The following is an 18630-nucleotide window of genomic DNA, read 5'->3' on the forward strand; positions in this document are numbered from 1 at the left end:
GCTCAGTTTGCCAGCCCCTCCGCTGCGCCGGCGACGCCGAGCGCGGTCCCGATCAGCGAGAAGATCGTGGTGACGCGCGTCACGGGCGATTCCGTCGCGAGAACCGTATCTCCGGGATTGACCCGGAACCCGCGCGCGGCAAAGAGGCCGTCCGCGCTCGTCAGGTCGAAGCTGAAAACGACCTGCTCGTGGGTCGGCCCCGCATGGGCGGGTGAAACCTGCCAGCGCTCGTAATCGCGCAGGATAAGGACGCCCTTGGGGTCGGCACGCGCGTCGGAAATCCCGCCCATCAGGGTCACCGCCTCGAGGGCGCTCACCTCGTCCTTGGGGAAATAGATGATGTTCTCGGTGCCCGCGGCGCCGAGCGCGGTAAAGCTGCGCCGGTCTTCTTCCACGACGACCTTGTCGCCGCCGCGCAGGGTCGCGTTCCGGCTCGCCTCGGCGAAGAGCTGGTCGGCGCGGATTTCGTAGGTGTTGCCGCCCCGGATGAGGCGCACGAGAGGATTGCGCAGATCGGAACTTATGCCGCCGCCCTCTGCGATCGCGCTGAGGATGGTGTAATCGCGGCCCGGAAGCGGGATCCTGCCCGGCGTCGCCACGCCGCTCACCAGGTCGATGGAGTTGGAAGAGCCCTGCTCCACGGAAAGCTGGACCTGCGCCGAGGGCACGATGCGCTCCATCTCGGTCTGGATGCGTTCACGCGCCTCGTTCGGGGTAAGTCCGTTGATCACCACATCGTCCACGTAGGGAACGAAGATCGTTCCGTCGGGCGCGACCTCTATCCCGTTCAGATCGATACGCTTTTCGTCGGCGCCCGTCAGAAGCGACACGTCCTGGCTGTCCCAGATCACGAGGGTGACGCGGTCCCCGGCGCGGATGATCGTGGAGGACGGCGCGCCGGATGCCTGAGGCCAGTGATAGCCGCCGCGCCACCCCGTTGTCGGCCAACGGTTGAGTGCCTCGGCATTGGCGCGGCTGACCGCCACGACCTGAAAGCTGGGGCTCCCGGAAACACGTTCGCGGGTGACCTCGGATTGCAGCGCGGCACCGCGGGGAAGGCTGCACGCCGAGAGCCCGAAAGATACCAGGATTGCGATGGAAATGCGCGGGAACGATTTCACAAGCCGATCTCCTGGCCCCTGACCAACTCTCGACATGATGATTGGCGGGCCGTAATACGGTAAGGCTAAGACAGGCAGCGCAAAAGATGCCATTGTTCCACGAGAAGCTTGCGCCGAGATTGTTGCAACTCCGCAACCCGACTTGGCGCTATCGGGGATACCCGCTGAAACGCACGGTCGATGTTCTCGGGTCACTCACGCTTGCGGTGCTTCTCTCCCCGCTCATCCTTGTCGTGGCCCTGCTTGTCTGGTGGCGAGATGGCGGGCCCGTCCTTTACAGATCGGAACGGATGCGAGCACCGGAACGCCCGTTCCTGCTCTGGAAGTTCCGCACGATGCGGCCGGTACCCGACGACAGCGGCGTTTCCGGGGGCCACAAGGTCTTCCGCATAACGCCCACGGGCAGACTGCTTCGGCGCATGAGGCTCGACGAACTGCCGCAGTTGTGGAACGTGTTCCGTGGCGACATGAGTTTCGTGGGCCCGCGCCCCCCGCTTCGCCTTTACGTGGAGAGTTTTCCCGAGCTTTACGCCGAGGTGCTTCGGGTGAAGCCGGGGATCACGGGTCTGGCGACACTCGTCTTTCTTCCGACCGAGGAACGGCTCTTGCAGGCGTGCGAGAGCCCGGCGGAAACGGATGCCGTTTACGGGCGGCGCTGTGTCCCGAGAAAGGCGCGTCTCGATCGTCTCTACGCGGAACACCAAGGATTGTGTTACGATTTCTGGCTGATGTTCGCGACGATTCGCCGGTCACTTCCGCCAAGCCCCGGACGGAGGCGACCGCCCACGAAGCGGGCGTCCACTGGCTGAATGCCGCCGCCGAGGCGCAGGAATATTGGAGTTCCGCATGTGCCGGAGATATATTTAAACTTTGTTTACGAGTATTTGTTTCACTTTCAGCGCATGACCGGATGATATGGTCGCCACATAGTGGTTTTCGGGTAGTGCATTGAAATAATTAGTCTTGAGGGTCAGTTCATGCTCTACCTGATGGTCTCGTCGCTGAGTCGATCGCAAAAAGGGCTGATTCTTCTCGCGCTCGATGCCTCATCTATTGTCGCTGCCTACTTTCTAGCTCTTGCTCTGGCGCACTCCGGGCTGCCGGAGGCGGCCAGGCCTCCGGCCGCACTGCCGGTGCTGGCGGTGATGGTCGCCCTTGGCGTCGCGCTCTCGCTGCATCTGGGTCTGCACAGGGTGAAGCTCAACGCCTACGAGTTGCAGCGCGTCCTCGGTACGGCGGGCGTCGGCGCCGCGATGGGCATGACGGGCGTCGCGGTCAACGTGGTTTCCGGCGGGACGATGCCGGCATCGGTCTTCGTGATATTCACGATGACGTTCGTGATCCTCTCAGGGTCGGCGCGTCTGCTGTTGCGAGAGATGACGCTCTGGATCTACCGGACGGGGCAGCTGCGCAAGCGTGTGCTGATCTACGGCGCCGGCAAGACGGGCCAGCAGCTGGCCGCGGCGCTCGCCATGGACGACGCGCTGCTGCCGGTGGCGTTCCTCGACGACAATCCGACGCTGCAATCTCTGACCATCGCCGACCTGAAGGTGCATTCGCCGATCCGCCTCCCCGAACTCGTGCGGGAACGTCGGATCGACAGCGTGATCATCGCCATGCCCTCCGCTTCTCCGGCAACGCGGGCGCGCATCACGCGCCTGGTACGACGGCTTGGCTGCGAGGTGCATACGCTGCCATCCTTCGCGCAGCTTGTCCTCGGCCGCCCAGGCGGATCGAAGCTGACGGAGGCACAGCTTTACGGCCTTCTCGGCCGCGGCGGGATGGAGCCCAAGGTTCCCGGAATGGCGGAGGCCTACCGGGACCGCAGCATCCTCGTCACAGGCGCCGGCGGATCGATCGGGTCCGAGCTCTGCCGCCAGATCCTCTCCTACCGTCCACGTCGCCTCGTTCTTCTCGATCACGCCGAACTGCCGCTCTTCAACCTGGAGCGCGAGCTTTCGGAGCTGGACACGGACACCGAGATCTTGGCGGTGCTCGGATCGGTGTGCGTACGCGCGCTGGTGGATCGCGTGCTGTGCGAGACGGAAACCGATGTCGTACTGCATGCCGCGGCCTACAAGCATCTTGGCATGGTGGAAGAGAACGCGGTCGAAGGACTGCGCACGAATGTGCTGGGGACGAAGGTCGTCGCGGATGCCGCCCGCGACGCCGGGGTGGGCCGGTTCATACTGATCTCTTCGGACAAGGCCGTCCGGCCTGCCTCGGTGCTCGGCGCGTCCAAGCGTCTGGCCGAGATGATCGTGCAGGATCTCGCCACCCGCTCCACGACCACGCGGTTCTCCATGGTCCGCTTCGGCAATGTCATCGGCTCTTCCGGGTCGGTCATCCCGCTCTTCGAGGAGCAGATCGCCCGTGGAGGACCGGTGACGGTGACCCATCGCGACGTCACCCGCTACTTCATGACGGTGTCCGAGGCGGTGCACCTTGTCTTGCTGGCCGGCGCGCTCTCGCGTGGTGGCGATCTCTTCGCGCTCGACATGGGCGCACCGGTCTCGATCCTGCAGGTCGCGCGCCAGATGATAGAGGGCGCAGGCTACACCGTGCGCGATGCAGAGACCCCGCATGGCGACGTCGAGATAAGGTTCACCGGCCTGCGTCCCGGTGAAAAGATGCACGAAGAGTTGCTGACCGGGTCCGAGATGCTGACAACGCCGCATCCGAAGATATTGCGCACCCAGGAAGGCCACGTCTCCGAACTCGAGATGGCGAACGCGCTTCGTGACATCCGCGCCGCGGTAGAGGCGCAGGATGCAAAAGCAGCGCATGACGCCGCCATGCGCTGGGTGGGTGATCGCGGAGTACCGCCGCGCGGCACGGGGACGGCCGGGCTCGCCTCCTCTCTCGGGCCGTCAGCGTTGCCCGTGTCGCCTCACCGTTGAGCGTGGCAAGCCGGCGGGCGCCTCGAGGCCGCCTGGCGGTGTCGACCACGACATGGTCAACCCCGGTTTTCGGCGGATAGTGCGCGCGCGCCATCAAGATATCTGACAAACTGCATGAGTTCGGCGCGTGACATGTCGCGCATGCGAGTCACCCGATACGTAGCCATTGCTCGAGCCCGAGAGTTGCAGGCGAGCCCTAGGCCATCAGGCTCCGCCATGCCGTGCGCCCGAGTTTCGGAACACGCGAGGAGGACCTTGCCCGGCAAGACTGTCGCGAATTGCGCTTGTTAAGAAATGCGCAATCCGGCGCGTGCTACCGCGTTCCCCGGGGTGAGAAAGGTGGTGAGCATGGCGTCCGGCAGCAATGTCGCGCCAGTCATCGTCAAGCGTAAGAAGGTGGTGCGGTCCGATGGGCATCACGGCGGCGCGTGGAAGGTCGCCTATGCCGATTTCGTGACCGCCATGATGGCCTTCTTCATGCTGATGTGGCTGCTGAACGCGACGACAGAGAAGCAACGCAAGGGTCTTGCGGACTATTTCGATCCGACCATACCGATCGTGCGGCAATCGGGCGGCGGCAGCGGGCCCCTCGGCGGCGAGAGCGTTTTCGCGGAAGAGATCGTGCCGCGCATCGGCACGGGCGCGGCGTCGCGCGCACCGACCGAGGAGAACCGCGCCCGGGGCGATCGCGTGCCGGGAACGGCAGGCCCGAAGGAAAGCGGCGATGCGGCAGCCGAGGCAGAGGCGCTCGCGCGTCTGGACGCCGCATTGCGCGGAAACTCCGGCGAAAGCCATGCCGACGACCTGCTGCGCCAGCACGTGGTCACCCGAGTGACGGACGAGGGCCTCGTCGTGGAAATCTTCGCGCGGCCGGGCGCCCCGCTTTTCGAAGGGGATGCGGCGCCGACCCCACTGCTCGAGGCGTTGGCGGGCGTGATCGGACGCCTCTCGGGAATGGTGACGAATCAGGCCGCGGTCGAAGCTCACGTGCGCGCCAGCCCCATCGTGATGGCCCGGAATCCGGCCTGGGATCTTTCCGCCCGGCGGGCCGCCGCTCTGCGGACTTTGCTGGAGGAGGGGGGAATCGCGCCAGCGCGTGTCCGCCGGGTCACGGGCCACGCCGATCGCGCACCTGCCTTGCCGGAACAGCCGATGTCGGTGCGCAACGACAGGCTGGAAATCGTTTTCCTGCGCACAGGCCGTGTCAGATCCGGCGCTTTTTAGCCGTTAGCGGCGCCTTAAGGCGTTGGTCCTAGTTTCGGGCCGGGCAACGTCGCCGACGCAACAGAAGGGCCCCCGACATGACGATATCCTCGGCACTCAATTCAGGCGTTGCGGCGCTGGGCGCGAACGCGAGCCGCCTTGCCGGAATTTCCGACAACATCGCCCACGCCGGCACCTACGGCTACAAGCGTGTGCAGACCGACTTCCAGTCCATGGTGATCTCGACGACGGGTGGCGGGGGCTACGCCGCAGGCGGTGTTCGCTCGCTCAGCCGGCGACTCGTGGATCAGAGCGGGGCGCTCGTGAACACCTCGAACCCGACCGATCTGGCCGTGCGGGGGCGCGGCTTCCTGCCCGTGGCCCGCGCCAACGAGGTGCAGGTGGGCAACGGGAATCCCCAGATGCTGCTCACGACCACCGGGTCCTTCCGGACCGATGCCGACGGTTACCTCGTCACCCAGGCGGGTCTTGCGCTCCTGGGCTGGCCGGCCCTGCCCGACGGCACCATGCCGGCCGTTCCGCGCGACACGGCCGACTCGCTGCGCCCCGTGCGTATCGACGCCAATGCCCTCTCGGGTCAGCCCACCACCCAGATGTCCCTTGGAATCAACCTGCCGGCGACCGCGACCGCAGCGGGCGCGACGGTGACGCCCGAAACGCTTTCGGTGGAGTATATCGACAATCTTGGCATTTCGGCCAATGTCGACATCACGTTCACCCCGACCGTGCCCGGCGCCGGGTATTCAAACGAGTGGCGCATGGTTCTGCGCGACTCGGCCTCCGGCGGCGCTGTCGTTGGCGACTATGTCCTCGCCTTCAACGACAGCCGGACCGCAGGTGGAACGCTGGCGGGCGTGACGACTTTCGCGGGTGGCGCTTACGATGCGGCCACGGGATCCGTGATCGTCGATGTCGATGGCGGACCCATAGAGATCAATATCGGCCAGCCCGGAAGCCGGGGCGGACTGACCCAGCTCTCCGACAAGTTCGCGCCGCTCTCGATTTCCAAGGATGGCTCGGCGGTGGGCAACATGACAGCGGTGGAGGTGGATGAGAACGGTTTCGTTCTCGCCGTGTTCGACACCGGGGTGACGCGGCGCATCTTCCAGATACCGCTCGTCGACATGCCGAACCCGAACGGCATGACCGGATTGGACCAGCAGACCTTCGTGCCCTCGCCGAAAAGCGGTCCGTTCTTCTTGTGGGATGCCGGCGACGGCCCCACCGGCAGCGTAGTCGCCTTCGCACAGGAGGAATCCGCGACCGACGTGGCCGGGGAACTGACCGACATGATCAAGACCCAGCGCGCATATTCCTCGAACGCCAAGGTGATTCAGACCGTCGCGTTGTCGCTGGCCGAGGCCACGGACTTGCCGGTGGAGATCTCGCCCTGCGTCTTCGCGAGGTTGTTGTTCACGGCCTTGAGGGTCTGCAGCGCGACCATGGCGCTGTTGTTGGTCAGGATGCTGGACATGGGGTTTCCTTGTCTTTCCGGTTCGGCGCTTTGCGCCTGTTGCAGGGGCCCGGAGATGCCGGGCGTCACAAAGTCGTTCTGACGGGTGCGGCCCGAACTTGCGGCCGCGCCACCCTTGCGGATGCGGTCTTGATGGTGGGGGGTGGTGTCCTAACGGAGCGTGAAGCCGTCCCGGCCCGCTACGGCGGATTTGAGGAAAACTGTGTGCGTTTTCCTGCCGGCGTCAGCTCCGCTTCTCGAGGCGGGGCGCGGCGGCCTGCCGGATGTTGCGCCGCTGGCCCCGAGGGTCGTAGGTCGCGAGCGCCTCGCGCACCTCGCGCATCGCGGCGAGGCGTTCGGCCACGGACCGTATCCCGGCAAGCGCGGCATCGAGCAGGGCGGCGTTGCGTTCCAGCCGGCTGCGCAGGGCGGCAAGCGTGGCGGGATCGGCGTCCTGCCCCTGAAGGCGGCCGGCGAGCGCCTCCTTGCGGTCGGCAAGGGCGGCGAAGCGGCCGATGTCGCCCGCCAGCAGCGCCTGGCGCTCTTCTTCAAGCAACGCCTCCAGGGCGGTCACGGCGGGGGCAGGCGTCATCGCCGCGCGCCGCCAGCGCGTGGAAGATGTGTTCGGCCAGCCCGATGCCGCCCGCCTCTGCCATGGCGCGGGCCTGCATGTCGCGCAGGAAGGAGGCGAATTGCGTCTCGCCCGCGCCGCCCCCGAACGCATCGGGCGTGCGCCCGACCCCGGCGCTCTTGAGCATCTGCGACAGGAACGCGGTCTCGAGCGCGACGGCGGCCTCGCGCGCGGGATGATCCCTTGCGACCGGGTCGGGGCGCGGGGACGGCGTGGCGGGCGCGGGGGCGGACGGGATCATGGCGGTCACTCCAATTGCGCGGGTTTTGCCGACTATGACGCCCGCGCGGTAAAGAAGCGGTAACCCGCGTGGCGGAATGTGAGGCTCACGCAGAACGCGCCGGGGAGCTTCCGATGATACCGATGAATTCGACCTTGCCCGAGTCGCCATCGGCCGCACCGCAGGGCGCGGGCCCGCGGGCGGGTCGCCCGGAAACCGAGGGCGGAGGCGAGCACCCGGTCGCCCCTGGCGGAAAGGCGACCGCAGGCAGGGGGGCGTTTGCGGAAATCCTTCGGCGCATGGACGCGGAAGGCTGGCCGGGGGCGGCGCGATCCGCCGACGGGTCGGCGGGGAATGCGCCCGCGCGGGGCGAGGATACGGAAGAAGAGCAGGGCACCTCCGAAGGCCAGCTTGCCGACGTTGCGCCCGTGCCCGTCGAGGACGCGGAGGACCCGTCCGCGGCGCCATCCGTACCCGGACCGCCGGTGGTGGAAATGTCCGAGGATGCGCGCGGCGGCGTCATGCAGGAAGGCCCCGCGGCCGTCGGGGCCGGGTCTGTACCCGGAGAACAGCGGGATGGAATGGCCGCGATGGCGGCCGACGCCGGGCCGGTTTCGCCCGACGCCCCGCGCCCGGCCGCCGACGGGCCGGCGAAGGCAAGACCCGAAGGTTTCGCCGCGACCGCCGCCGACCCAAGGATGGACGGGCTGCCGCCCGGGTCCGGACGAAACGATCCGACCAACCCGCGCGCGCTGACCGGGCAGCGGGAAGAAGCTGCGCCGCAGCGAAGCGGGCTGCAGGCGGACGCGGCGGCGGAGGCTCCGCAAAGGCACCCCGGCATGACCGCGCCGCAGGAGCTGCGCGCGTCCCGTCTCACACATACCGACCCGATGTCCGCGCCATCCGCGACGGAACCGGGCCGGGGGATGGCTGTGTCCAACGCACCGGCCGCGCCCGTCGTCCCGCCCGGTGCCGTCCCCGCGCCACCACCCCCTGGCGGACATTCGTCGCTGCAGGTGGTCGGGCACGTCGCCGCGGAGGAAATGGCCGATCGCGGCACGGCGCCCCTTTCCGGCCTCGACGTGAGGACCGCTGCGCCGCACCCGTCCGGCCAGGCCGCGCCCCCGCGCGCGGAGGCCGCCGCCGTGCTTCGCCAGTTGGCCGAGGCGCTCTCCGCGGCGCCGGTTCCGGGCTCTGTGGAAGTGTCGCTCAACCCCCCCGAACTCGGGCGGGTGCGCCTCAGCTTCGCACCGTCGGATGCGGGGATCGCGGTGCTGATACAGGCCGAACGTCCCGAAACGCTGGACCTCATGCGCCGACACGCCGACCAGCTCGCGCAGGAATTCCGTGCGATGGGCTACGGGTCGACCTCCTTCGCCTTCGGGCAGGATACCGGCGCACCCCCCCGCAGGCCGGAGGACATCGCCGGTGCGTCCGGCGCATCCCCGGCCGAGGAGATGGCCCCGCCCGCCACGCAGGAGGCACCCCGGCGCGGCGTTCTCGCCGGGCTGGACCTCAGGCTCTGATCACCCATCACGGAGATGTCCCATGCAGACCAGCCCTGTTCCTCCGCCCGCCTTCGCCGCCGGACCGGACCGTGCCACGGCCCGTACGGAGGCCGGCCGCGGTGCGCTGTCCTCGGATTTCGAGACCTTCCTGCGCATGCTGACGGTGCAGATGCAGAACCAGGACCCCCTGAACCCGATCGAAAGCACCGATTTCGCGGTGCAGCTCGCCACCTTCTCGACCGTGGAGCAGCAGGTACTCACCAATGATCTTCTGGCCCAGATGCAGACGCCGCTTGCCGAGTTCGCCAACTGGGTGGGTCGTGAGGTGCTGACCACCGCGCCGGTAACGTTCGATGGCGCGCCGGTGACGCTGCGACTGGAACCAAGTCGCGCGGCCGAGGACACCGCGCTCGTGGTGCGTGACGCCGAAGGCCGCGCGGTTCTGAGTCAGCCGGTGCCGGCGGACGCGGAAACGGTGGAATGGGCTGGTGTCGGCCCGGCCGGTGTGCCGCTGCCGCACGGCCGCTACAGTTTCACCCTGGAGAGCGCGAGCGCTGGCCCGGGGGCCGACAGCCGCCCGCTTCCGGCCTTCCAGACGGTACGCGAGGTGCGGGTCGGGCCGCAGGGCGCGCCGGTCATCGGTCTGGCCAGTGGCGAAGAGGTGCCGGCGGGGGACGTCCTCGCCCTGCGAGAATCGCGGTAACGCCGATGGGACGGAGGGCATGACCCGGCGGCTCCCGATGCTGGATGATCGCCTGCCCGACATGCGGAACCGAACGCAGCGGATGATTGGAGCGGCGATGAAGGACGCGGCGCGATCCCTTGAGTGTGGCGAGACAGGGCATCGCTTCCGATCTCCGCCGCCTCGCGCGTGGGCGCGAGTCCAGCTGCGGCGGTCCACGCCGCGCGGGTCTCGACTCCGGAACGGGACGTCGATCCCTTTTCCGGCGAAGGGCCGCTTGCGCGAAGTCTCGGCGCCGCTTCGGTCGCCTGGGGCGAACTTCCTCATTCGCCTCGCGGTGTCGGCTGGCCACGATGCCGGACGCAGCACCTTCCCGGGAGGTGACCGCGGCGGCTCATCGGACGGCCCCGGCAGGTCACCTGGCGCAAGACTCCGGCCGACCAAACACGACGGCGCCCTCAGAAAAGCGATCCGGCACCCACTGCCAGGCTTGCGCCCAGGGCGCCTCCGAAGGCGGCCCAAAGCGCGGGCCGGATCCAGGGCGCGCGTGGCCGGGGGGGCGGCGGGCTGGCCTGCCGGATCAGCGCCGCCTCCACGAGACCGGGCAGGCGTGGACCGAAGCGTGTCAGAACCTTCGCCGTCCGCGCGAGATCCGATGCCACGGCGCGCGGTCCGATGCTGTTCTTGATGTAATCCTCGACCACCGGCTGCGCGACCTCCCAGATGTTCATCTGCGGATTGAGCGAGCGTGCGACACCTTCCACCACCACCATCGTGCGCTGCAGAAGCAGCAGTTCGGTCCGGGTTTCCATGCCGAAGCGCTCCGTCACCTCGAAGAGGTAATTCAGCAGCCGGCCCATGGAGATCCGGGTGGCATCCATCCCGAAGATCGGCTCGCCGACCGAGCGCAGCGCCCTGGCGAACTCGTCCACGTCGCGGTCCGCGGGAACGTAGCCGGCCTCGAAATGGCCCTCCGCGACGCGCTTGTAGTCGCGTCGGATGAAACCGAAGAGGATCTCGGCATAGACGCGGCGCGTGTATTCGTCGATCTGCCCCATGATCCCGAAATCATAGGCGATGATATCGCCGTTCGGCGCGACCTTGAGATTGCCCTGGTGCATGTCGCCGTGGAAGTAGCCGTCGCGCAGCGCGTGGCGCAGGAAAAGCTGCAACACGCGTTCCGAAAGCGCCTTTCGGTCATGTCCCGCCGCGTCGAGCGCGGCGTTGTCGCCCATCGGAATGCCTTCGGCCCAGCCAAGCGTCATCACGCGCTTGGCCGAAAGCGGCCAGACCACCTTGGGCGTGCGGAAACCCTTGTCGCCGCGCGTGTTGTCGGTGAACTCGGACGCGGCGGAGCTTTCCAGGCGCAGGTCGAGCTCGCCTTTCACCACGCCCTCGAAATGGGCGATCACGTCCATCGGCCGAAGCCGGCGCGAGGACGGCGAGAGGATCTCGATCATCCGCGCGGCGAGGTAGAAGGCGTCGATGTCCCTGCGAAACGCGCTCTCGATCCGGGGACGCAGCACCTTGACGGCTACCGCCTCGCCGTTGACGGCCAGCCGTGCCTTGTGGACCTGCGCGATGGAGGCCGCGGCGACGGGCGGGCTGAAGTCCATGAATACGCCATCGGGATCGACGCCGAGCTCGCGGGCGAGCGTCGCCTTGGCCACCTCGATCGGGAAGGGCGGAAGCTTGTCCTGAAGAACGCGCAGCTGGTCGGCGAGCTCGTCGCCCACCACGTCCGGCCGGGTCGAGAGGACCTGCCCGAACTTGATGTAGGCCGGGCCCAGCGCGGTGAGCGCACGTGTGGCGGGCGGCATGGCGGGATCGCCCTTGTATCCCAGCCATTTGAACGGCCAGCCCAGCGCCCGCGCGGCGGCCCGCAGCGAGGGCGGCGCGTCGAAGGCGTCGAGCACCACGCGCATCGCGCCGGTGCGTTCCAGCGTGGCGCCGGTGCGGATCAGCCGCCAGATGTTGTGCGGTCCTCGCAAGGGTCAGAGCTTCCAGCCGGAGTGGAGCGCGGCGACGCCCATGGTCAGGTTGCGGTAGCGGGCCTGCTCGAAGCCCGCGTCGCGGATCATGCCGAGAAACGTCTCCTGGTCGGGGAAACGGCGGATCGATTCCACCAGATACTGGTAGCTCGCGCGGTCCTGCGCCACGACCTGTCCCATGGCGGGGATCACGTTGAAGGAATAGCGGTCATAGGCCCATTGCAGGGCCGGCGTCGGGATCTGCGAGAACTCGAGCACCATGAGGCGGCCGCCCGGCCGGAGCACGCGGAACGCCTCGGCGAGGGCGGCCTCGGGCCGCGTGACGTTCCGGATGCCGAAGCTGATCGTGTAGACATCGAAGCTTGCGTCCGGAAACGGCAGCGCCATCGCGTCGCCCACGATCCAGGCGAGCTTATCCGCCATGCGCTCGGCCTCGGCGCGCTTGCGCCCCGCGACGAGCATGGATTCGGTCAGGTCGAGCACGGTGGCGTGCCCCGCGCCGGCGCGGCGAAGGAAGCGGAAGGCGATGTCGCCGGTGCCTCCGGCCACGTCGAGAAGCCGCTGGCCGGGCCGGGGTGCCAGCCAGTCCATCATCGCGTCCTTCCAGAGCCTGTGAACACCCGCCGACATCAGGTCGTTCATCACGTCGTAGCGGCTGGCCACCGAGGTGAACACGCCCTTGACGCGTCCCGCCTTTTCGGTCTCGGGCACGGTTTCGTACCCGAAATGCGTCGTGCCCCTGCGGGCGTCTGTCGCGTCGTCGCTCATGAGCCTTGCCGTCTGCCGTGCAGAGCCTTCTTATAGGGCGCTTGCGGGGCGCTGCAATCCGCGCCGGCCGCGGGAAGGAGCGCGCATGCCGGAATTGCCCGAAGTCGAGACGGTTCGTCGCGGCCTTTCGCCCGTGATGGAGGGCGCGCGGATCCTGCGCGCAGCGGTCAACCGGCCCGATCTGCGCTGGCCGTTGCCCGAGCGCATGGCCGGGCGGCTGGCCGGGGCGCGGGTCCTGCGCCTCGGGCGGCGGTCGAAGTACCTGCTCGCCGATCTCGACACGGGCGAGACCTGGATCATCCATCTCGGGATGTCGGGTCGCCTGCTCGTCTCCGGCGATGCGCTGGGACGCTTCGTGCACGACCATCCCGCACCGGAGAAGCACGATCACGTGGTGATCGACCTCGAGGGGGGCGCCCGCGTCACCTTCAACGACCCGAGGCGTTTCGGCGTGATGGACCTGGTGGCGACGGAACGGCTGCAAACGCACCGCCTGCTTGCAGGGCTGGGACCCGAGCCGCTCGGCAACGGGTTCGACGAGGACTATCTGGTGGCGCGCCTCGCCGGGCGGAACACGCCCGTGAAGGCGGCGCTTCTCGACCAGAGGCTCGTCGCGGGGCTCGGCAACATCTATGTCTGCGAGGCGCTCTTTCGCGCCGGCGTCTCGCCCCTGCGCAAGGCCGGGCGCCTGGCCCCGCGGCGCGCCGCGGCGCTCGTGCCGGCGATCCGGGCGGTGCTCGCCGACGCGATCGAGGCCGGTGGCTCCAGCCTGCGCGACTATCGCCGCGCGGACGGCGAACTCGGGTATTTCCAGCACGCCTTCGACGTCTATGGCCGGGAGGGCGCGCCCTGCCGGCGGCCCGGCTGCACCGGAACGGTGCGCCGCAAGGTGCAGTCGGGCCGCTCTTCGTTCTACTGCGTCTCTTGCCAAAGATAGCTTGAATGGACGTGCCAGAATGCTAAGGCAGGCATCTGACCGAAACGAACGGAGCCGGCTGCATGGCTTATGAGACGATCATCGTCGAGACCGAAGACCACGTCGCCACGATCAAGCTCAACCGCCCCGACGCGCTGAACGCGCTGAACGCGCACATGCTGGGCGAACTGTCCCGCGCGCTTGCCGAGGCCGACGCCAACGACAAGGTGCGCTGCATCATCCTGACCGGCTCCTCCAAGGCCTTCGCGGCGGGCGCCGACATCCGGGAGATGTCGGAGAAGAGCTTCGTCGACATGTACATGTCGGACTACTTCGCCCCGGAGCACGACGCGGTGACCCGGGTTCGCAAGCCCGTCATCGCCGCCGTGGCCGGCTACGCGCTGGGCGGGGGGTGCGAGCTTGCGATGATGTGCGATTTCATCGTTGCCGCCGACACGGCGAAGTTCGGCCAGCCCGAGATCAACCTGGGCGTGGTGGCCGGTCTCGGCGGAACCCAGCGCCTGACCCGGGCGGTCGGCAAGTCGAAATCCATGGACATGCACCTGACGGGACGCTTATGGACGCCGAGGAGGCGGAGCGCGCGGGCCTCGTCAGCCGCGTGGTGCCCGCCAAGAGCCTGATGGAAGAGGTGCGTGGCATCGCCGACAAGATCGCGGAAAAGTCGATCCTGACCGCGATGGCGGTCAAGGAGGCGGTGAACCGGGCCGAGGAAACCACGCTCGCCGAGGGGCTGCGCTTCGAGCGGCGCCTCTTCCACGCGCTCTTCTCCACCGAAGACCAGAAGGAGGGCATGACCGCCTTCCTGGAGAAGCGCGAGGCGCAGTTCCGCGACCGCTGAGCCGGGCGGTTGACTTGCCCGCGACTCGCGTCTAAGAGCGCGGCTTCAGACATTCCACCCCAGACGAATGGGACGAAAAGACAATGGCAAACACGCCTCAGGCCAAGAAGCGCGCCCTTCAGAACGAGCGTCGCTACGCCGTGAACAAGGCGCGCCGGTCGCGCATCCGCACCTTCCTGCGCAAGGTCGAGGAAGCCATCGCCGCGGGCGACAAGGATGCCGCGGCCGCCGCGCTGCGCGCCGCCCAGCCGCAACTGATGCGCGGCGTGACGAAGGGCGTGTTGCACAAGAACACCGCTGCCCGGAAGATGTCGCGCCTGTCCGCCCGTGTGAAAGCGATCGGCTAACCCCTTTTCCAGGCGGTAAAGTTTACGGGCCCGGCACATCGCCGGGCCCGTTTCGTTGTGCAGCCGCCGCATGAGGCGGAACCGGATTCTTTTGCCCGCGGATCCGAGTCAAGCGACAAGTTTCGTTGCCGCTCTGCAAGCGCAGTTGCTAACGTCCGGTCTGCGAGTCATCGCCTTGGGGGGACAGGCGTCACACCGCACACGTGGATCGTTTCCACCTGTGTGGCCGAGCGATCCGTAGAGCCAGGATCGCCGTGACCGTGGGGCATCGGGGACGCCTCACGCGCCAGTCCGACACAAGATGAACGGCGCAATCGGCGCCCACTCCGCGGTCGTGCGTTTCGGCCCGCGAGGGGGAGCGTTCCAGTTGCGCCTGAATGCCCGGCATCGCCGGGCTGGTGGGTTGGCCGGGCGGAGTCCGGTCGCGGGGTCGTCGGGTTTCGGGGTTCGAGTTGAACCGTCTGCGCGGTTTGGAGGTCCGGAATGAAGTCGCTGCGGGAAGAGAGAAAAATGACGCGGGATCAATGGGGACAGCTACAGGCAACACTCGAGAGGACGGTAGGCAGGAACAACTACCACAACTGGATCAAGCCGCTCGAGTTCGCCGGCGTCTCTGACGGGGTCGCGACCTTCAAGGTGCCGACGAATTTCCTTGGCAACTACGTGTCGCAGAATTTCGGCGACGTGCTGCTTCACCAGATCGCGACCGCCGGCGCCGATGTCAGGCGCGTGCATTTCACCGTGGCGCCCTCTCCAGAGCGGTCGGCCGCGCCCTCGAACGGCCCCCGCGACGCGGCGGCCGCGGCGGCCGCGCCCGAAACCTCCGGCCGCAGCGACACGCTTCCCGGCGCGCCGCTCGACGAGCGGTTCCGTTTCGAGACCTTCGTCGTCGGCAAACCCAACGAGCTCGCCCATGCCGCCGCGCGCCGCGTCGCCGAGGGCGGCCCCGTCACCTTCAACCCGCTGTTCCTTTACGGCGGCGTCGGGCTCGGCAAGACGCATCTGATGCACGCGATCGCCTGGGAGTTGCAGGAGCGCCAATCGCATCTCAACGTGCTCTACCTGTCGGCCGAACAGTTCATGTATCGCTTCATCCAGGCGTTGCGCGATCGCAAGATGATGGACTTCAAGTCCATTTTCCGCTCGGTCGACGTGCTGATGGTGGACGACGTGCAGTTCATCGCCGGCAAGGACAGCACGCAGGAGGAATTCTTCCACACGTTCAACGCCCTCGTCGATCAGAACAAGCAGATCATCATCTCGGCCGACCGTGCGCCGGGCGAGATCAAGGATCTCGAGGAGCGCATCAAGAGCCGCCTGCAATGCGGCCTCGTGGTGGACCTGCACCCGACGGATTACGAACTGCGCCTCGGCATCCTGCAGTCCAAGGTGGAACGGCAGCGCAGCCAGTATCCCGGCCTTCAGATCGAGCCCGGCGTGCTGGAGTTCCTGGCGCTGCGGATCTCGACCAATGTCCGCGTTCTCGAGGGGGCGCTGACCCGCCTCTTCGCGGTGGCCTCGCTCGTCGGGCGGCCGATCGACATGGAACTCACCCAGGACAGCCTCGCGGACGTGCTGCGGGTCTCCGAGCGGAAGATCACCATCGAGGAGATCCAGCGCAAGGTGTCGGAACATTACCACATCCGCCTGAGCGACCTGCTCGGGCCCAAGCGTGTGCGCAATTACGCGCGGCCGCGCCAGGTGGCGATGTATCTGTCCAAGCAGCTCACCAGCCGGTCGCTGCCGGACATCGGACGCCGCTTCGGCGGGCGCGACCACACGACGGTGATGCACGGCGTGCGCCGCATCGAGGAACTCAAGTCCTCCGACCCGCAGATCTCGGAGGATCTCGAGATCCTGCGCCGGTCGCTCGAGGCATGAGACCGGTCCTTGGTTTTTCCGGCACGGCCCGCGCGCAATCGCGGGCCGCGACCTTGACGGGTCGTTCGATCCGGCGGAGAACCCCACAAAGCACTTGAGCCGGAACGGGAAATGGCTAGCGTTTCCTTCCCGGTCGAGCGGAGGGATGGGGCATGAAGATCAGCATCGAGCGCGGCACGCTTCTCAAGGCCGTCTCCCAGGCGCAGTCCGTGGTGGAGCGGCGCAACACCATTCCCATTCTCGGCAACGTGCTGATCGAGGCCGAGGGCGACGAGGCGAAATTCCGCGCCACCGACCTCGACATAGAGGTCGTGGACCGTGCCGCGGCGCAGGTGCAGCGGCCCGGCGCGACGACCGTGAGCGCCGTCACCCTGCATGAAATCGTCCGCAAGCTGCCCGACGGCGCGCTTGTCACGCTGAGCGACGACGGCGCGTCCGGCCGGCTGGAGGTGGAAGCGGGGCGGTCGCGCTTCTCGCTCGCCACCCTGCCGAAAGAGGATTTCCCGGTGATGGCCTCGTCGGAATACACGGCGAATTTCGCCGCGCCCGCTCCGGTGCTCCGCCGCCTCTTCGACAAGTCCAAGTTCGCGATCTCCACCGAAGAGACGCGCTATTACCTGAACGGCGTCTACATGCATGTGGCCGAGGGCGAGGACGGCCCGGTGCTGCGCTGCGTAGCGACCGACGGTCACCGGCTGGCCCGGATCGACGCGCCCCTGCCCGACGGCGCCGAGGAGACGCCCGGCGTGATCGTGCCGCGCAAGACGGGGGGCGAGCTGCGCAAGCTGCTGGACGACGACGCCGAGATCGCGGTCTCGGTCTCCGAGACGCAGGTCCGTTTCGCGACGCCCGACATCACGCTGACCTCGAAGGTGATCGACGGAACCTTCCCGGACTATGCCCGCGTCATTCCCCAGGGAAACACCCGGCGGCTGGAGGTCGACGCCGCGGAGTTCGCGCAGGCCGTGGACCGGGTGGCCACGGTCAGCTCGGAGCGCTCGCGCGCGGTCAAGCTGCAGCTCGACGAGGACCGGCTGGTGCTGTCCGTGAATGCCCCCGACAGCGGTGCGGCGGAAGAGGAACTGTCGGTCGCCTACGGCGACGAACGCCTGGAGATCGGGTTCAACGCCAAGTATCTGCTCGAGATCGCGAGCCAGGTGGACCGCGAGAACGCGGTGTTCATGTTCAACTCTTCCGGCGACCCGACGCTGATGCGCGAGGGCGACGACAGTTCCGCGATCTACGTCGTGATGCCGATGCGGGTCTGACCCGCGCCGGGGTCAGGAATAGGCCCAGGCCAGAAGCCCGATACCGAGCGCCACGCGGTAGATCACGTAGGGCGTGAAGCTCACGGACCGCAGCAGCCGCATCATCAGCGCCAGCGCCGCCAGCGCCGAGACGAAGGCGAAGCCCGCTGCGATCGCACCGTTCCGGGCGGCCTCGGTGTCGGCCGTGGCGACGACCTCGGCGGCCAGCAGCGCACCCGAGGCGGCGATGGTGGGAATCGACATGAGCATGGCGATCTTGGCCGCGCCGTGGCGCGAATAGCCGAGGAAGCGGGCCCCGGTGATACAGATGCCCGAGCGCGAGGTGCCGGGGATGAGCGCCACCGCCTGCCAGAGCCCGAGGATCCAGGCATGACGCATGGACCAGTCCGCGGCCTCCAGCCGGGCGGGCCCGAAGCGGTCCGCCACCCAGAGGACCACGCCAAACCCGAGCATCGTCCAGCCGATGACGGCGACCGAGCGCATGGCGTCGTCGAGCCCGGTGAGCTTGAGGGCGAGGCCCGCCACCACGACCGGGATCGTCGCCGCCAGCAGCAGGAGCGCGAGCCGCGCGCCGGGCGTGTCGGCGCGACCCCGAACGAGCCGGCCGATTCCGGCCAGCGCCTCGCGGACATCGGCCCAGAAATAGACGATCACCGCGCCCAGCGTGCCGACATGCACGGCGACGTCCACGACCTGGCCCTGGTCTTCGATGCCCGCCAGCGCGGGCAGGAGAATCAGGTGACCCGAAGAGGAAATCGGCAGGAATTCCGTGACGCCTTGCGTGACCGCCAGGATGAAGAGGTGGAACAGGGTCATGGGCATGTCCGGCTTGGCGATGCTGCGGCCGGTATAAGTGATGCT

General features: G+C 67.8%; 15 protein-coding genes and 3 pseudogenes. 11 read left to right on the forward strand and 7 right to left on the reverse strand.

Annotated features, from left to right (window positions below; all coding sequences use genetic code 11):
• Positions 1-2: 2 nt before the first annotated feature.
• Positions 3-1121, reverse strand: coding sequence for a polysaccharide biosynthesis/export family protein (locus tag AB6A65_RS13240; RefSeq protein WP_371038864.1), 1119 nt, complete (start codon positions 1119-1121; stop codon positions 3-5).
• 86 nt (positions 1122-1207) lie between these two features.
• On the opposite strand from AB6A65_RS13240, the gene AB6A65_RS13245 reads away from it, so the two are divergent.
• From AB6A65_RS13245 to AB6A65_RS13260, 4 genes and pseudogenes are all read left to right on the forward strand, one after another.
• A complete protein-coding gene (locus tag AB6A65_RS13245) occupies positions 1208-1930 on the forward strand; it encodes a sugar transferase (protein ID WP_371038865.1) in 723 nt (240 codons plus the stop codon).
• 168 nt (positions 1931-2098) lie between these two features.
• Positions 2099-4021 carry a polysaccharide biosynthesis protein gene (locus tag AB6A65_RS13250; RefSeq protein ID WP_371038866.1) on the forward strand — a complete coding sequence of 641 codons (1923 nt, stop codon included), beginning with the start codon at positions 2099-2101 and terminating at the stop codon, positions 4019-4021.
• A gap of 348 nt (positions 4022-4369) precedes the next feature.
• The gene (locus AB6A65_RS13255) at positions 4370-5245 is read left to right on the forward strand and encodes a flagellar motor protein MotB (protein ID WP_371038867.1); all 876 of its coding nucleotides are present in this window, start codon (positions 4370-4372) and stop codon (positions 5243-5245) included.
• Positions 5246-5322: 77 nt separating this feature from the next.
• Positions 5323-6618: pseudogene (locus tag AB6A65_RS13260) on the forward strand (flagellar hook protein FlgE); the annotation flags it as partial.
• Here AB6A65_RS13260 and AB6A65_RS13265 read toward each other — a convergent pair.
• The 3 genes and pseudogenes from AB6A65_RS13265 to AB6A65_RS13275 form a co-directional block, all read right to left on the reverse strand.
• A pseudogene (locus tag AB6A65_RS13265) lies at positions 6582-6719 on the reverse strand (flagellin); the annotation flags it as partial. The pseudogenes AB6A65_RS13260 and AB6A65_RS13265 sit on opposite strands and share 37 nt — an antisense overlap.
• Positions 6720-6942: 223 nt before the next feature.
• Complete coding sequence (locus tag AB6A65_RS13270) at positions 6943-7290, reverse strand: flagellar biosynthesis protein FlgN (protein ID WP_371038868.1); 348 nt, start codon at positions 7288-7290, stop codon at positions 6943-6945.
• Complete coding sequence (locus AB6A65_RS13275) at positions 7247-7570, reverse strand: rod-binding protein (protein ID WP_371038869.1); 324 nt, start codon at positions 7568-7570, stop codon at positions 7247-7249. The genes AB6A65_RS13270 and AB6A65_RS13275 overlap by 44 nt, the downstream gene beginning before the upstream one ends.
• 278 nt (positions 7571-7848) lie before the next feature.
• Here AB6A65_RS13275 and AB6A65_RS13280 point away from each other — a divergent pair, with 278 nt between their 5' ends.
• Together AB6A65_RS13280 and AB6A65_RS13285 are read left to right on the forward strand one after the other, a co-directional pair.
• Positions 7849-9075, forward strand: a complete 1227-nt coding sequence (locus AB6A65_RS13280; RefSeq protein ID WP_371038870.1) for a flagellar hook-length control protein FliK — start codon at positions 7849-7851, stop codon at positions 9073-9075.
• Positions 9076-9097: 22 nt separating this feature from the next.
• Positions 9098-9760, forward strand: coding sequence for a flagellar hook capping FlgD N-terminal domain-containing protein (locus AB6A65_RS13285; protein WP_371038871.1), 663 nt, complete (start codon positions 9098-9100; stop codon positions 9758-9760).
• Between the two features lie 437 nt (positions 9761-10197).
• Here AB6A65_RS13285 and ubiB read toward each other — a convergent pair whose 3' ends face one another.
• Both ubiB and ubiE read right to left on the reverse strand, forming a co-directional pair.
• Positions 10198-11730, reverse strand: a complete 1533-nt coding sequence (ubiB, locus tag AB6A65_RS13290) for a 2-polyprenylphenol 6-hydroxylase (protein ID WP_371038872.1) — start codon at positions 11728-11730, stop codon at positions 10198-10200.
• Between the two features lie 3 nt (positions 11731-11733).
• Positions 11734-12498, reverse strand: a complete 765-nt coding sequence (gene ubiE, locus AB6A65_RS13295; protein ID WP_371038873.1) for a bifunctional demethylmenaquinone methyltransferase/2-methoxy-6-polyprenyl-1,4-benzoquinol methylase UbiE — start codon at positions 12496-12498, stop codon at positions 11734-11736.
• Between the two features lie 85 nt (positions 12499-12583).
• Between ubiE and mutM the strand changes: the two genes are divergently transcribed.
• The 5 genes and pseudogenes from mutM (at position 12584) to dnaN (ending at position 17769) form a co-directional block, all read left to right on the forward strand.
• Positions 12584-13435, forward strand: a complete 852-nt coding sequence (gene mutM, locus AB6A65_RS13300) for a bifunctional DNA-formamidopyrimidine glycosylase/DNA-(apurinic or apyrimidinic site) lyase (protein WP_371038874.1) — start codon at positions 12584-12586, stop codon at positions 13433-13435.
• 62 nt (positions 13436-13497) lie between these two features.
• Positions 13498-14273, forward strand: a pseudogene (locus AB6A65_RS13305) (enoyl-CoA hydratase).
• Between the two features lie 83 nt (positions 14274-14356).
• Positions 14357-14620, forward strand: coding sequence for a 30S ribosomal protein S20 (gene rpsT / locus AB6A65_RS13310; protein ID WP_371038875.1), 264 nt, complete (start codon positions 14357-14359; stop codon positions 14618-14620).
• A gap of 510 nt (positions 14621-15130) precedes the next feature.
• Complete coding sequence (dnaA, locus tag AB6A65_RS13315) at positions 15131-16501, forward strand: chromosomal replication initiator protein DnaA (protein ID WP_371038876.1); 1371 nt, start codon at positions 15131-15133, stop codon at positions 16499-16501.
• 152 nt (positions 16502-16653) lie between these two features.
• Positions 16654-17769, forward strand: coding sequence for a DNA polymerase III subunit beta (gene dnaN, locus AB6A65_RS13320; protein WP_371038877.1), 1116 nt, complete (start codon positions 16654-16656; stop codon positions 17767-17769).
• Positions 17770-17781: 12 nt separating this feature from the next.
• On the opposite strand, the gene AB6A65_RS13325 is transcribed toward dnaN, so the two are convergent.
• Positions 17782-18585 (reverse strand): undecaprenyl-diphosphate phosphatase, encoded by an 804-nt coding sequence (locus AB6A65_RS13325; protein WP_371038878.1) that lies wholly within the window; start codon positions 18583-18585, stop codon positions 17782-17784.
• Positions 18586-18630: the final 45 nt, after the last annotated feature.

Origin of the sequence: Rhodosalinus sp. FB01 (genome assembly GCF_041365715.1) — a bacterium.
Taxonomy (GTDB): domain Bacteria; phylum Pseudomonadota; class Alphaproteobacteria; order Rhodobacterales; family Rhodobacteraceae; genus Rhodosalinus.